The following is a 14,988-nucleotide window of genomic DNA, read 5'->3' on the forward strand; positions in this document are numbered from 1 at the left end:
TTATAATTGAAACAAAAGCTTGTACATGAACGATAACAAACAGAAAGAGGGAGAGAAATGAGAAAAGTACGAATTCTTGGAATTGCACCGTATCGAGGACTTGTTCATTTGATGAATCAGTGCGCAGCCCATTATCCGGACATAGAGTTGAACGCCATGCTGGGAAATATGGAGGAGGGGCTGGCGCTGGCAAAGAAATATTATTCTGGATATGATATGATTATTTCCCGGGCCAATACAGCCAGTATGATTTCCCAGGCAGTTCCTGTGCCGGTGGTGGATATTGGAATTGATTATTATGATGTTCTTCGATGTATTAAAATAGCAGAAAATACGGGAACAAAATTTGCAATTCTGGGATTCCATTCTTTAACAGATATTGCAAAAAATCTTTGCGATTTGCTGAAAATCAAGATTGATATTTTTTCTTTTTCTATCAATAACTGGTCAGATTCCGGAAGCTTACTGGATCGAATGAAGGAACAGGGATATGAGACAGTGATTTGTGATATGATTCCCTACGAATATGCAAAGCTTATCGGAATCACCCCGATTTTACTGACCTCCAGTGTGGAGAGTCTGAAATCAGCGATTAACCATGCGGTTGACAGCTGGTCGAAGCATGAAAAGCTGTATGATTCCTTTTCTATGCTGGAAAATCTGGTTCGCAGCAGTTCAAACCGTTATCTGATTCTGGATATAGAGGGAAAAAATCTTTATTCTACTTTGGTGGAGGAGACGGCAGAGGAGATGGCGCAGCAGCTAAGAAAAGAATTGACCCGGTGTCGTTCCGGAAAACAGCGCTCTTTTTTTGTGACTCTGGGGGGACAGATGTATTCTGTCCGCTCTCAGCGGTCTGATACAGGAGATATGGATTATGTGATTTTCCGGGTTATGCCCTCTAAAATTCCCATGGCCTATTCCAAATACGGAATTACGATTCTGGATAAGGAAAGGGCTCTCCAAAATTTCCTGGAGAGCTTTTACAGTAATACAGAACGGGCCAGGGAGATTGTTGCAAGTACAGAAATGATGTCAGCCAATGCTTCGCCGCTGATGATTACAGGCGAGGTGGGGACGGGGAAGGACCGGGTGGCCTGTATTTATTATGCAAAAAGTGCCTGGAGAGACAGCCCTCTTTATGTGGTAAACTGTTCTCTCCTCAATGACAAGACCTGGGAATTTTTGATTAACCATTACAATTCTCCTTTTACAGACAACGGAAATACCATTTATATCTGCAACCTGGAATCCCTTTCCCAGGCGCGTCAGAAGCGTCTGCTGTCCATTATTCTGGATACCAACCTTCATGTGAGAAACCGGCTGATTTTTTCCTGCACACAGCCCCGGGGAAAGGGGGTTCCTCACACAGCGCTGGAATATACGAATATGCTGGGAGGAATCCATGTGGCTGCAAAGCCTCTGCGGGAGCAGCGGGAGGATCTGAGCTCATCTGCCGCCATTTATATTGACACATTAAATCAGGAGCTGGGCAGACAGGCGGTAGGTCTGGACGAGGATGCAGTCCGGATGCTGAAGAAGTATGATTATCCCTGTAATATTACACAGTTTAAGCGAATTCTGAAGAAGGCGGTGCTGGAGACAGAGCAGGCCTATATTTCTGGAGAAACCATTGAACGGATTCTGAAGGAGGAGGGAGAATTTTTCGTTGAGACTGCCGATAAACAGAAGGCAGAGAAACCGGCCAGCCAGGATTTTTCTCTGAATCTGGAGCAGTCGCTGGACAGCATGAACAGGGAAATTGTCCTTCATGTATTGAATCTGTGTGGAGGAAATCAGACTGCGGCGGCAAAAAAGCTGGGAATCAGCAGAACAACCTTGTGGAGATATGTAAACCGTTAAAGCAGGGGGGAAGACAGAAAAATAAAGTTACAAGAGAAAAATAAAGTTACAAAAGAAAAATAAAAACAGGTCTGGAAAAAAATCCTTTCTCAGTGTAAAATGGGAAAACAAAAGGATTTGAGGAGGAGTTTGCGATGGAAAACAGAATTACAGGACATACGAAGCTTTACTGCCTGATTGGCTCTCCGGTAGGTCATTCCGGTTCCCCGGCCATGTACAATTACAGCTTTGCCCGTACAGGCGAGGACGGCGCATATCTGGCATTTGATGTACCGCTGGATCAGGTAGGAAAGGCTGTTGAGGCGATCAAAACTTTTCATGTAAAGGGCTTCAATATTACCATGCCGGACAAGACGGCAGTGATGGATTATCTCGATGAGATCAGTCCGGCGGCCCGTCTGATTGGCGCCTGCAATACTGTAGTTGTGTCAGAGGATGGAAGGCTGATCGGATACAATACAGACGGCCAGGGTTTTACAGACAACCTTCGCGCCCACGGCGTAGAGGTGAAGGGAAAGAAGCTGCTGATTCTGGGAACCGGCGGTGCAGCCAATGCTATCAGCATTCAGACTGCCCTGGAAGGTGCAGCTGAAATTACGATTTTCAACCGCAGAGATGAGTTCTTTGCCAGCGGTCAGAGAATTGTAGAAAAGCTGGCCAGAGAGGTTCCGGACTGCCGCGCAGAGATGTGTGATCTGGAGGATCAGAAGCGTCTGGCGGAGGCGGTAAGAGACAGCGATATTCTGATCAACGCAACAAAGGTTGGCATGAAACCGATGGACAAAGACACACTGATTCCGGCGGAACTGCTCCATCCGGGGCTGATTGTGGCCGATACGGTTTACAATCCGCTGGAAACCCGCCTGCTTCGCGAGGCGAAGGAGGCAGGCTGCCAGGTAATTGGCGGAATCGGTATGCTGCTTTGGCAGGGCGCCGCTGCATTCCGGCTGTTTACTGGAAAGGAAATGCCAGTAAAAGAGGTGGAAGAGCGCTTCTTTGCTGAGTAAATTGGAACTGTTCAGGATGGGGAATCAGGGCTTTACAGCGACCTTGATTACTCCGTCCTTTTTTTCTTCAAATATTTGATAGGCTTCTTCAATCTGGTTCAGGGGCAGGGTGTGCGTGATCAGCGGCGTGGTGTCAATTTTGCCTTCTTCAATCAGCTTTAAAATGGCCTCGCAGTCGCAGCCGTCCACCCCTCCTGTTTTAAAGGTCAGATTTTTTCCGTACATATCAGGAAGCGGCAGAAGCTGAGGGCGGTCATAAAGTGCAACGACAGTTACAATGGCATTGGGGCGGGCGCATTTCCAGGCCATTTCAAAGGTATTTTCTGCCCCTGCAGCCTCCAGAACCACATCAGCCCCTCCATGGTCAGAGTGAGATTTTACAAATGCTTCCATATCAGTTACTTCTATTGTACCAGTAATCAGAAAAAAAGAAAGCCAAGATGAAACTTTCCCGGAGGCGGAAGCGTCAAATAAATAGAAAACAAAAAAGAAAGGCACAAAATAACATGAACAGCTGTGAAAAAATAATAGAAGATGTGCTGACGGAAAATTACAGGCAGCTTTATCGGCTGGCCTACGGATATGTGAGAAATGAGGAGGATGCCCTGGACATTGTTCAGGAAAGCGCATATAAAGCCATTCGGGAGGCAGATAAGCTGAAAACCCCTGCTTTTGCAAAAACCTGGATTTACAGAATTGTAATCAATACAGCAATCAGTCAGCTGAGGAAGCGGCGGGAGATGGTATCTCTTGATGAGGCGGAAACTCTTTCTGTTTATGCACAATACAAAAATTCCGATCTGCAGAACGCATTGGCCAGTCTGACAGAGGAACAGAAGACCTTGATTCTTCTTCGTTTTTTTGAGGACAGGAAACTGGAGGAAATTGCAGAAATGACAGATGAAAACGTTAATACCGTAAAGAGCAGGCTGTACCGTACTCTGCGGGAACTGAAGCAGAAACTGGCATGAGCATAGAATATTGGAGGAAAGCAGTATGAAGGAGAGAAGGGAAAACGTGAGAACAGAAAAAATAGAAAAAGAAAAAATAGAAAAAGAAAAAATAGAAAAAGAAGGGACAGAATATCTGGAAGAGCTGGAGCTTTTGGAAAAGGAATTTAAGCAGAGGACATTGGATATGAAAATAAAATATGGAGAAATTCCGGTGCCGGAAGCAGCCAGAGACAGAATTCTTTCTGGAATCCATCAGGCTAAAGCAGAAAAGGAAAGGATTCTTTCTTTCCAGGATATTCAGCGTCAGGCTGAAGCATCTAAGCAGATAAAAAAAGAAGCTTCTGCAGATAAAAAACAGGCAGAAAATCATAGACAGCAGCAGGAAATAATGACTGGAAAAGAGCAGAAAAAAGACATCAGGAAAGGACAGAACAGTATGAAACGATACGGAATTTTTAAGAAAACAGCAGCGGCGGCAGCGGCAGTTCTGGTAACAGTAGGTACTCTGGCAAATGCAAGTCCCATAACAGCAAATGCGATGGAAAATCTGCCGATTATTGGCGCACTGGCCAGGGTTATGACCTTCCGTACCTTTGAAGACAGTCAGGGAAGCTTTGAAGGAAAAGTAGATATTCCCCGGATAGACAGCGAAAATGGTTCAGAAATTGCAGCCAATCAGGCGCTGGAGCAGTATGCGGACTCTCTGATTGCCATGTATGAAAATGATCTGAAGGAGTCTGAGGGGCAGGGAAATTATGCGCTGGAATCTTCTTATGATGTAGTATTTCAGAATGAAAAATATATATCTATCCGTATTAATACAACAGTAATTATGGCCAGCGGAACCCAGTATGTAAAGGTATTTACGGTCAATAAGGCCACAGGCGAAGTGGTTTCTCTCAGCAGCCTTCTGGGCGGAAATAAGGAACAGCTGGAAGCAATCAGTGAGAATATTAAGCAGCAGATGCAGGCCCAGATGGATGCGGATGAGAATATTGCTTATTTCTTAAACAGCGATTTGCCGGATTCCGATTTTAAGGGAATTACAGGAGAGGAAAGCTATTATTTTAATGAAAATGGAGAGCTTGTCATCAGCTTTGATGAGTATGAGGTGGCCCCCGGATATATGGGAGCAGTTACCTTTACCATTCCGTTAAATGTAACAGGAAAGCTGGCAGAATAGAACTGCGGCACAAGCTCTCTTTTGGATTTTTACAAGCTGTTATTATGCTGTTTCCACTCTTCCCATCTCTGTTCTATGATGCAGGAAACAGAGCTGATATAGTCATCGCAATAAGGCAGGAAAAGATAAGCTTCCTCTGGAAAAGAAGCGTAGAGGGCAGCGTATTTGGAATCATCTGAATGGGAATATTCCCGGGCGAGGAAGTCCATATCAGAGAGAAAACAGGGACCGTTTTCTCCGCTGTAATAGCTGTCTGCAAAGTCCTGAACTTCGTTTACAAAATAAGAGCGGAGAAGCTGTCCATTGAGCTGATCCAGAATAAATTCCCGGAGGCTGCCGCAGTCATCCGGGAGTTTTTGCTCCAGAGCCGGGTTTAAAAACTGATGTTTTTGAAACCAGTGAAGCCAGGCGGCCATGTGGCTGCAGGCAGAAAGTGTGCCTGCAGAAAGCTGCTTTTCCTGTATAGATTCCAGATGCCAGGAAACGTCGTCCAGAAGAATTCCGTCTGCCTCCTCCTGGCTGATTTCATCCCAGTCCAGAAAGTCTTCACGGAAAGGAAAGAGGATGGATTTTTGGATATTCAGCCGGTTAAGAAGTTCTGCAGCTCCGACGGCATAGCCGTATTCTGCCTCGTCAGGATAGAGGGGAACTGCCTGATAAAAATGTATGGTTTTTCCTTCTGGAAGCTTGCAGCAGCAGCCATCATGGGAAGAAAATGAAGGCGTAAGCAAAATGGCATGGGACATGGGTATTTTTTCCTGGAAAGCAGGAGCAGTTTTCAGGATCGTGCCATGGGCCAGAGGCTCAGAAAAGCAGCCTGCAGCAGCAGTCAGCTCGGTCAGCAGTTGAACGGGCCAGCGCTGTTCTTTGCAGTCATCATTGGGATTCCAGTCTGGGGGGAGGAACAGCAGAAGCAGGATGCTGTCATTTTTTTCCTGTTCCTGAGTCTGGGCGGAGGGAGTGCTGTATTCTCCCAGAGAAACCAGTGTGTGATAATTGCGATCTCCAGAAGGAGGAATCACACAGATATCTGTGGAGATACCAGGAAAGGAGGTTTCGTGCAGTATTGTTTCAAACCTGCCGAAGAAGGCTTGAATGTGGTTTTCCAGCAGGCGGCGTTCCTGCATGAGATGGGATTCAGGTTTCATAGGCGTGGCTGCCACTCAAAATGTGATTAAATATACTCACATCGAGATAATGTAGACTTTCGCAAGTTCTACTTACTGCTTCTTCGTGTATGCTTTTGATTGACTAAAGCCATATCTACTCACAGGTTCCTGTACACTCCACAGTCGTCAATTCCCGAAATAGCCTTCGGTACATACTTACGTTTGCGTTTCATGATACAACTTCGTAAGTCTTCGCATCTTTCAAATTGAGAGCAGCATTCATATCTCTGTCTTCGACGTAACCACAATTACATCGAAAGATTCTATCTGAAAGCTTTAAGTCTTTCTTAATAGTTCCACAACAGTGGCAGGTTTTTGATGATGGATACCATCTGTCTGCTACTCGTAATTCAATACCATTCTCCTTACATTTTGCCTGAAGTTTCACTTTAAATTCATAAAACTTCTGAGAAGCAACTGCTTTTGAAAGATGCCTGTTCTTCATCATTCCTGATACATTCAAATCCTCAATCGTTATATAAGATGGCTTGGTTTTTACTATCTCTGCGATTGTTTTGTTCATGTAATCCCTGCGGACATTGTCTATCCGATGATAAAGTTTCTGTACCTTAAGCTTTTGCTTTTGTATATTTGTTTTTTGAGTGGACTCTCCTTTCTTTAAATTTTCATACTTACGGGAGAGACATCTCTGCTCCCGAATCAGTCGTTTTTCAAGTTTTTTTAATCTTGCCGATTTGTTAATATTTTTATATGTCTTACCATTTGAAATAATGGCAAAATCCTTTAACCCAAGGTCTATGCCAATTGCTTCACTGTAATCATTGGTAGTTATCTTGCTATCCGGTATTTCTGCCAGAACTGAAACATAAAACCTGCCAGCTTTCATGGAAACCGAACCGCTTTTTATGACATATCCATCTTTTGTAACAGGGATATATCCCTTTTCCTTCACTCTAACCCATCCAAGGGATGGAATGTTAATTCTATGTCTTTCGCAGCGGCAATCCTTTGGATTATTCTTTACGAAATACATTTTTACATCTGATTTTCCCTTCTTTTTAAACTTAGGAAAACCACTTTGATGTTTGAAAAACTTTTTAAATGCGGTTTCTCCATGATTTACTGACTGTGTGACTGTTTTTGAATAAGACTCCTTAATCCATGCATATTCTGGGTGATTTGGTATATATTCATTGTTAAGCCAGATTCTGAATTGATGGCTGCTCATAAACCTTTCACTATTTTCATGAAGCTCTTTATTATGAGCAAGATAGAAATTATAGATAAATCTACAGGTTCCTATCGTCTTACGAATCTTAACCTTTTGCTCCTCGGTTGGATTTATTTCCGTCTTGAAGCTCTTTAGCAATCTCCCCATCTCCTTCTATTTGTTTTTTATACTTACGAAGTCCATACAACCTACAGGAGAATACTTGAAGGATTCTTGTAGATACTCTGGCATAAATAACTATCTGACGATTATCGTGTTCTGTATAAATGCCTTTAAACTGAAGGTATTGGTCATAAGTGTAATAACGTTTATCAGTTGGAGTACGATTTGATTAGTGATATTAGAAATGTTCATAAATAATTCCTACACGGGCATATTTAAACACTTTTAAGCACTAATATCAATTATTTTAATTACTTAATATTTCCTCCTTTGCATTTGATGTGGAACTATATGATCATGTTACTAAGAAACAGACAGGATTGCAATATCTATTTATTGAAATATTATATCAATTTATTGAACTATAAAAAGCCGGACTGACTTATATGGTTTTCAGCCAGCTGGATTAGCTCTCCAGATGTTAATCAAAATCCATGCCATACGCCTGTCGCTCCTAGGATCCGGCTGAAAAGCTAAAAGAAAAAGCTATATTTCCCCTTGTTTATCTCAGCCACAAGGAAAAATATAGCTTTTGTGTTTCTTATGCTATCATACTTTTATAGTTGTGTCAAGGACAGCGTTCAGCTGTCCTTTGCCTGATAGATCCGGCGATAGCCGGTTTCTGTTTTTTCAACGATTTGTTCCACTTCCTCCAAAAAAGCTCCGTCCGGTGTAAGATATGCTCCCTCACAGCAGACGCAGGTGCCGCAGCTGCTGCTTAAGTCCCTGGGAACCGGCATAACATGGGCGGGAATATTCCGCTCCCCGCAAAGCCGCTTATAGCGGATGGCGCCGAAATGGGAATAAAAAGTAGCGATATACATTATTTCGTGAAGGTCAGGGTGTATTCACTGCCCTGTTCCTGAACAGCTACCTGGTATCCCTGGGACTTGCCGTAGCGGGATGTATTTTCCTTGGCAGCGTGGTTGTCTACGATCATCTGGCAGGGCTCTCCGCCAGCCAGGGCCTTTCTCAGCATAATAACCGGCTCAGGACAGGAAAGTCCTCTTGCATCTAAGGTTTTCATTGCTTAATCCTCCTTTTGAAATGTATTGAAGCAGGCAATTGCAGTAACAACGGCAAGGCCGATGAGAACAGCGATTTTTCCGTTGGCGGTAGGGCCATTTCCGCTGGAAGCAAGGCCAAAGTTGTGAGCAAATGCGGCTCCAACCATGAGACCGATAACGGTAATGGCGCTGTCTGTGTTGCCTTCACCGGAGAGAATCAGCTGACGCAGGGGACATCCGCCAAGCAGAACACAGCCGTATCCGGTCAGGAACATGCCCAGGAAGTTCCAGAGGCCGTCTGTATGGGAAACTGCCTGTCCTTCCATGCCCAGCTGGAAAAAGGTTCCTCCGCCGGCTGCGGTGAGAATCAGGTTGCCTGCCAGAGCAGCTGCAAAAACAGAGATAAATCCCAGAAGCAGACGAGATTCTTTGAACAGTACCATATCACGGATGCCGCCTACCATGCAGAGACGGGTTCTCTGAGCCAGAGCGCCTACAATCAGGCCTGCTCCCAGGCTGACTGCAATGGCAGCGTGGCTGCCTCCAGGACCGCCGCCAGCTTCTGTAAAATGAATGAAGGCCGGAGCGGCAACCAGAAGAATCAGAAGGGCCGCTTCTATGGCAGGGAGAATCATTCCCTCTGTTTTGGGAAGCCGGTAGGTTCTCTTTAAGGTATAGCCCTTATTCAGGAAGAAGATTCCGGTAAGAATTCCAAATACGAAACCGGCCAGACCGAACAGCGCGTTTAAATCGCCGCCTGCAAGACGAAGAATCATACGGAAGGGGCAGCCTAAAAACATCAGGCAGCCGATCATTACAAAAAATGCAATAATGAAACGGGTAACAGGAGAGCTTCCTCCTTTTGCCTGAAATTCTTTCCGGCTTACAGCCAGAATCAGGCTTCCCAGAACCAGTCCGATGATTTCCGGACGGATGTACTGGACTGCAGCTGCGGAATGAAGGCCCAGGGCGCCGGACTGATCCCGCAGAAAGCAGGCAATACAGAAGCCCATGTTGGATGGATTCCCCAGAAATACCAGTGCCGCGGAGATAAGGCCGATGATACAGCCAGCAGCTATGATTGTTTGTTTTTCTTTTGTCTGAGACATAACGCTACACTCCTTTTTTCTTTTTATGACAATAGCTTTTTCGTAAAAATAGTGAAAAAAATGTCATAAATTCATTAATCTTATGATAACATGCATAAAAAATGAAGTCCAATAGCAGTTATTAATATTTTGGATTGATTTATTTGATTATTAAATAAGTGTGTGCTATGATGAAAGAAAAACACAGAAAGAAAACCGCGGCAAAAGAAAGCGCAGCGGGGAAGCTGCGGTCAGGCTAATCGCTGCAGAAGAGGAGGAAAAAGAGGAGATGGATGCAATTTATCTGGACAATGCAAGCACAACCTTTCCCAAACCGAAGGCGGTGCCAGAGGCCATGTATCATTATATGACAAGATCTGGCAGTAATATTAATAGAGGGTGTTATGATCGTGCGTATGCTGTTGAGGAGCTGGTTTATGAAACCAGACAGATGCTTTGCAGCTTATTTGGCGGGGAAGACTGCAGAAATGTGGCATTTACAAAAAATGTAACAGAAAGCCTTAATGTGATTTTAAAGGGGCTGTTAAAGCCGGGAGACCATGTGCTGGTTTCTTCTATGGAGCACAATGCGGTGATGCGTCCCCTGGTGCAGCTGGAAAAGCAGGGGATTTCTTTTTCCCGGATTCCCTGCCGCAGAGATGGAAGCCTGATTCTGGAGAAAATGGCTCCTCTGGTGAAAAAGGAAACCAGGGCGGTGGTAATGACCCACGCCAGCAATGTGTGCGGAACGATGATGCCTTATGAACAGGTGGGAGCATTCTGCCGGGAGCGCGGTCTTTTGTTTATTGCTGATACAGCCCAGACAGCCGGAGTGTGGCCGCTGGATATGGAACACATGAAGATTGACGCTCTGGCTTTTACCGGCCATAAGGGGCTTCTGGGCCCCCAGGGAATCGGCGGCTTTCTTCTGGGCGAGAAGCTTCTGCCTCAGATGGAGAGTTTGATTGCGGGAGGAACAGGAAGCATCAGCCATACTGAGGTTATGCCGGATTTTATGCCGGATCGGTTTGAGGCGGGAACTATGAATCTGCCGGGAATTGTGGGGCTTCATGCAGGACTTGTCTGGATCCGTGAAACAGGGATGGAACAGATCCGCAGTCATGAGCTTGCATTGACCAGACAGTTTCTGGAGGGATTGAAATCTATGGATCCGTATGAGAAACGGCTTCGCGTTGTGGGGAAAAAGGATACAGAGGGACGGACAGGAGTGGTGTCTGTTCAGATGGTGCGGCGGGAGCTTGCCCAAACAGCCTATGAGTTGGATGTCCAGTATGGAATTATGACACGGGTGGGACTTCACTGTGCACCTTCTGCTCATCAGACTCTGGGCACCTTCCCCACAGGAACCATTCGCTTTTCTTTCGGATGGTGGAATACCAGGGAGGAGGTTGCGCTGGCGCTTCAGGCGCTGGACGAGCTGTCATAGAGGAAGGCGTGCTGGCGCTTCAGGCGCTGGACGAGCTGTCATAATGGAAGATTGCAGGAGGAAAGGGTATGGATTTTAAACAGCTTCAGTCATTTGCTGCAGTTGTAAAATATCAGAGTTTTACGAAAGCGGCAGAGATGCTTTATATTTCTCAGCCTACTATCAGCACCCATATTCGTGCTTTGGAGGAGGAGCTGCAGTCCCGCCTGGTGCTGCGCACCACCAAGGATGTGGAGATTACTCCGAGAGGGTGGGAGCTGTATCAATGTGCAGAGAAAATATTTCTGCTGAGGGACAGTCTGGTGGAGAGCTGGCAGATGGAAACAGAGCAAGTCATTAATCTGGGAGCCTCTACGATTCCCTCCGTCTATATTCTTCCTGAGGTGCTTCCCGGCTTTTTAAAAGCAAATTCCGGGATTCAGATTCATATTCACCAGGGAGACAGCCGAGAGATTATCAGCCAGGTTCTGGAGGGAAATATTAAACTGGGAATGGTTGGAATGAAGGTTTCTGATGAAAATCTTACGTTTCTGCCTTTTTACAGAGACACGATGGTTTTGATTACTCCGGCGACAGAGTATTATCGGAAATGGAAGGATGAGGGGGGAGTTTCTATGGAGAAGCTTCTTGCAGAGCCTTTTCTTTTGCGGGAACAGGGGAGCGGAAGCCGCAAATGCATGGAGAACTATTTCCTTCAGACAGGAATCCGGGAACAGGATCTTCATGTGGCGGCCCGGCTCAACGATCAGGAGGCAGTAAAGCGCCTGGTTTCCTGCGGCCTGGGAGTTTCTATTATATCGGCAAAGGCGGCAGAAAATGATTGCCAGGAGGGAAAGCTTCTTTCGTTTCCTCTGCCTGGGCTGGGGGCAGCAAGGAACCTGTATCTGGTCTGGCGGAACCAGTTTATTCTCAGTGAACAGATAACCAGGTTTATGGGATATGTGCAGGAGCTGTATGAAAGGGAAGGGAAAATAAACAAAATAAATGCTCAGATGCTGTGAAAAAAGGCGCCGTTCCATCATTGTCTGGTGTGGATGATGGAACGGCGCCCTTATGCCTGTCTTTTTTTACAGAAGTCCCATCATAGATGGAATGCCCAGAGACAGAGCAGGAATATAGGTAACAGCCAGAAGCAGCAGGAGAAGAACAGCAAAGTAGGGAAGCAGAGTTTTTGTAACCTCCTCAATGCTGATCTTACTGATTCCGCAGCCTACGAACAGTACAGAACCTACCGGCGGAGTGATGTTGCCCATGCACATGTTAAAGATCAGCATAACGCCGAACTGAATGTTGGACATGCCCAGGCTTTCTGCAATAGGCAGGAAGATGGGGGTGAAAATCAGGATAGCCGGTGTAATATCCATAAACATACCTACAATCAGCAGAATAATGTTCATCAAAAGAAAAATCACATATTTGTTTGTGGATACAGACATAATGGCTGAGCTGATTGCCGCCGGAATTCCAGAGTATGCCATAACAAAGGACATGGCGGAGGAAGCGGAAATCAGAAACAGGATAATGCCGCTGGTGCAGGCGCTGCTGACCAGAATTTTCATAAAGGACTGTACAGTCAGGCTCTTGTAGCAGACAGACAGGATCAGGCAGTACAGTACGCAGATACCTGCGCCTTCTGTTGCAGTGAAGATACCGCCTACAATACCGCCGATTACAATGACAATCAGCAGCAGGCTGGGAAGAGCCTCCAGCGTAACCTTAAGAGCTTCCGAAGCAGATGCTCTTCCGGATACCGGATAGTTGTGCTTTTTCGCATACAGGAAAGCAACAACCATAGAACCAAGACCCATGAGAATACCGGGAATATATCCGGCCATAAACAGAGTGGAAATGGATACGCCTCCTGCTACGGTAGAGTATACAATAAATGCGCTGGTTGGCGGAATCAGAAGTCCTGTGGGGGCAGATGCAATATTGACAGCGGTGGCAAAAGCCGGATCATAGCCCTCGTCCTTCTGGATAGGGTAAATGCAGCCGCCCATAGCGGAGGCTGCGGCAACAGAGGAGCCGGACAGAGCGCCGAAAAGCATGTTTCCCACAATGTTGGCCTGAGCCAGAGAGCCGGGAATCCAGCCAACGAAGAGCTTGGCAAAGTTTACGAGACGTCTGGCAATACCGCCGTTATTCATAATGTTGCCGGCCAGAATAAACAGAGGAATGGCCAGCAGGGAAAAACTCTCCACACCGCTGTTCATTTTCTGCATGGTAATAAAGGTAATCTGATCCCAGGACAGGGAGGAGATTGCGGCAACAATGGAAGAAATTACAATACTTACGGAAATAGGGCAGCTTGCAAACAAAAGCAGTGCAAAAACTGCAAACAGGATAATGGCAGTTACTCCGATACTCATGCTTCATTCCCTCCTTCAATGGTAATTCCGGTAATATCTTCGTACAGATTGATAATCTGTGCGGCAATCATGAACAGGCCGGAGACAGGGGCCATGGCATAAACCAGACTTCTGGGAATACCCAGCAGAGCGGAATATACCTTTTCAGCGCTCAGCGCCAGTTTAAAGCCGCCGATGGTAATAACAAACAGTGCAAACAGAAGAATCAGCAGATCCACAAGGGTCATAAGAATCCTCCGGCCCGCAGGATTTAGGCTGTCACGAACCAGTACCAGGCACATATGCTGTCTGGTAAAAAACGCGTAGGCTGCGCCGATAAATCCGGTCCAGATCAGGAAGTAGCGCACCAGTTCTTCTGTAAAAGCAGCCGGACTGTTCAGGACATATCTGGTAAATACCTGATACAGAACCAGGAGAGTCATGGCAGACAAAAGGACAGTGGCAATACCGGCAAGAAGCTTTATCATGAATTTTTTTACAGTAGTTAACAGTTCTTTCATGGAAATCCTCCCCCTTTATTTAACGGAATTGATAATATCGATCAGGTTCTGAACACCCGGATATTCCTGGCAGTATTCATTTACCATGCCGCTTGTTGCATTTCGGAAAGCGTCTTTATCTACATCATTGACAAATTCCACATTCATCTGAGTGGATGCTTCCTGAATGGCTTCCTCAATGGCTGCATCCCAGGCGATCTTGTGGCTTTCTGTGGATGCATAGGCTGCATCCAGAATGACCTTCTGATCCTCAGGGCTGATGGAAGTCCATGTTTTGGCGCTCATAACCAGAACATCAGGAATCATGGCATGCTGATCGGTAGAATACACCTTGCAGATTTCGCCGTGCTTTCCTGTAGTCAGGGCAGTTTCATTATTTTCAGTTCCGTCAATAATTCCTGTCTGAAGAGAGGTATAAACATCTCCGTAGGACATGGCAACAGGAATGCCGCCCAGAGCCTTTAACATATCAGTCTGGGATTTCATATCCTGAACACGGATTTTTAATCCCTTTAAATCCTCCGGAGTCCGGATTGGCTTATTAATAGTATAAAAAGAACGGGCGCCGGAGGTGTAGTAGGTCAGAGTAACAAAGCCGTCATCGGCAGTGGACAGGAAAAAGTCACGCATGGGCTGGGAATCCATGACATGATAGAAATTTTCCGTATCGTCAAAAATATAGGGAAGGCCAAAGGTGTGATAGGCCTCGTTGTAGGTAGCCAGACCAGGGGCAGATACCTTAGTCATGGAAATAACGCCAGCCATAAGCTGCTCCATATTTTCATTTTCAGATCCCAGCTGGCCGTTGGGAAGAATCCGAATCTGGATTCTTCCGTCTGTGCCTTCTTCTACTTTTTCTGCAAACTCGGTCATGGCAATATGTACGGTATGGGTTTCACTTAGGCCGTGAGCCAGAGTCAGAACCATGGGATTTTCTGCGGTTGCCTGGGCGCTTGTGGCGGCTCCGCCAGAGGCGCAGCCTGTGAGGGAAGCTGCTGCAAGGCTCAGTGTCAGTGCAAATGCTGCTAATTTTTTCATAAAACAAGTA

General features: G+C 45.8%; 14 protein-coding genes and 2 pseudogenes. 6 read left to right on the top strand and 10 right to left on the bottom strand.

The genetic code is table 11. The features are described 5' to 3' along the window. Positions 1-57 precede the first annotated feature (57 nt). The gene (locus tag ACESON_RS10375; protein WP_373109709.1) at positions 58-1,863 is read left to right on the top strand and encodes a PrpR N-terminal domain-containing protein; all 1,806 of its coding nucleotides are present in this window, start codon (positions 58-60) and stop codon (positions 1,861-1,863) included. Positions 1,864-1,997: 134 nt separating this feature from the next. Next, entirely contained in the window at positions 1,998-2,870 is an 873-nt protein-coding gene (locus ACESON_RS10380; RefSeq protein WP_177958776.1) for a shikimate dehydrogenase, read from the top strand. A 24-nt stretch (positions 2,871-2,894) separates the two neighbouring features. On the opposite strand, the pseudogene ACESON_RS10385 reads toward ACESON_RS10380, so the two are convergent. After that, positions 2,895-3,266 (bottom strand): annotated as a pseudogene (locus ACESON_RS10385) (zinc-binding dehydrogenase); the annotation flags it as partial. Between the two features lie 110 nt (positions 3,267-3,376). Here ACESON_RS10385 and ACESON_RS10390 point away from each other — a divergent pair. Together ACESON_RS10390 and ACESON_RS10395 are read left to right on the top strand one after the other, a co-directional pair. Beyond that, the gene (locus tag ACESON_RS10390) at positions 3,377-3,841 is read left to right on the top strand and encodes a sigma-70 family RNA polymerase sigma factor (RefSeq protein WP_177958775.1); all 465 of its coding nucleotides are present in this window, start codon (positions 3,377-3,379) and stop codon (positions 3,839-3,841) included. 25 nt (positions 3,842-3,866) lie between these two features. After that, on the top strand, positions 3,867-5,006 hold the full coding sequence (locus ACESON_RS10395; protein WP_177958774.1) for a DUF3298 domain-containing protein: 1,140 nt from the start codon (positions 3,867-3,869) through the stop codon (positions 5,004-5,006). A 29-nt stretch (positions 5,007-5,035) separates the two neighbouring features. Here the strand turns inward: ACESON_RS10395 and ACESON_RS10400 are convergent, their stop codons facing one another. The 6 genes and pseudogenes from ACESON_RS10400 to yedE form a co-directional block, all read right to left on the bottom strand. Continuing rightward, positions 5,036-6,154 (bottom strand): suppressor of fused domain protein, encoded by a 1,119-nt coding sequence (locus ACESON_RS10400; RefSeq protein ID WP_373109712.1) that lies wholly within the window; start codon positions 6,152-6,154, stop codon positions 5,036-5,038. A 190-nt stretch (positions 6,155-6,344) separates the two neighbouring features. Then, a complete protein-coding gene (locus ACESON_RS10405; protein ID WP_373109714.1) occupies positions 6,345-7,505 on the bottom strand; it encodes an RNA-guided endonuclease InsQ/TnpB family protein in 1,161 nt (386 codons plus the stop codon). Next, a pseudogene (locus ACESON_RS10410) lies at positions 7,453-7,578 on the bottom strand (IS607 family transposase); the annotation flags it as partial. The gene ACESON_RS10405 and the pseudogene ACESON_RS10410, both read right to left, overlap by 53 nt. Before the next feature lie 532 nt (positions 7,579-8,110). After that, complete coding sequence (locus tag ACESON_RS10415; RefSeq protein ID WP_373109716.1) at positions 8,111-8,353, bottom strand: DUF3343 domain-containing protein; 243 nt, start codon at positions 8,351-8,353, stop codon at positions 8,111-8,113. Beyond that, positions 8,353-8,556, bottom strand: a complete 204-nt coding sequence (locus tag ACESON_RS10420; protein ID WP_177958074.1) for a sulfurtransferase TusA family protein — start codon at positions 8,554-8,556, stop codon at positions 8,353-8,355. Before ACESON_RS10420 ends, ACESON_RS10415 begins: the two co-directional genes overlap by 1 nt. 3 nt (positions 8,557-8,559) lie before the next feature. Further along, on the bottom strand, positions 8,560-9,645 hold the full coding sequence (gene yedE, locus ACESON_RS10425; RefSeq protein WP_177958075.1) for a YedE family putative selenium transporter: 1,086 nt from the start codon (positions 9,643-9,645) through the stop codon (positions 8,560-8,562). A 268-nt stretch (positions 9,646-9,913) separates the two neighbouring features. Between yedE and ACESON_RS10430 the strand changes: the two genes are divergently transcribed. Beyond that, on the top strand, positions 9,914-11,071 hold the full coding sequence (locus ACESON_RS10430) for an aminotransferase class V-fold PLP-dependent enzyme (RefSeq protein WP_373109717.1): 1,158 nt from the start codon (positions 9,914-9,916) through the stop codon (positions 11,069-11,071). A 68-nt stretch (positions 11,072-11,139) separates the two neighbouring features. Continuing rightward, positions 11,140-12,072: a selenium metabolism-associated LysR family transcriptional regulator gene (locus ACESON_RS10435; RefSeq protein WP_373109719.1), complete on the top strand. Its 933-nt coding sequence runs from the start codon at positions 11,140-11,142 to the stop codon at positions 12,070-12,072. A 66-nt stretch (positions 12,073-12,138) separates the two neighbouring features. On the opposite strand, the gene ACESON_RS10440 is transcribed toward ACESON_RS10435, so the two are convergent. The 3 genes from ACESON_RS10440 to ACESON_RS10450 are packed head-to-tail and all read right to left on the bottom strand — an operon-like array spanning position 12,139 to position 14,978. Next, positions 12,139-13,440, bottom strand: a complete 1,302-nt coding sequence (locus ACESON_RS10440; RefSeq protein ID WP_177958078.1) for a TRAP transporter large permease subunit — start codon at positions 13,438-13,440, stop codon at positions 12,139-12,141. Then, positions 13,437-13,940, bottom strand: a complete 504-nt coding sequence (locus ACESON_RS10445) for a TRAP transporter small permease subunit (RefSeq protein ID WP_177958079.1) — start codon at positions 13,938-13,940, stop codon at positions 13,437-13,439. The genes ACESON_RS10440 and ACESON_RS10445 overlap by 4 nt, the downstream gene beginning before the upstream one ends. A 15-nt stretch (positions 13,941-13,955) precedes the next feature. Continuing rightward, entirely contained in the window at positions 13,956-14,978 is a 1,023-nt protein-coding gene (locus ACESON_RS10450) for a TRAP transporter substrate-binding protein DctP (protein WP_177958080.1), read from the bottom strand. Positions 14,979-14,988 lie beyond the last annotated feature (10 nt).

Origin of the sequence: Lachnoclostridium sp. Marseille-P6806, from assembly GCF_964238185.1 — a bacterium.
In the GTDB taxonomy this organism is placed as follows: domain Bacteria; phylum Bacillota; class Clostridia; order Lachnospirales; family Lachnospiraceae; genus Brotaphodocola.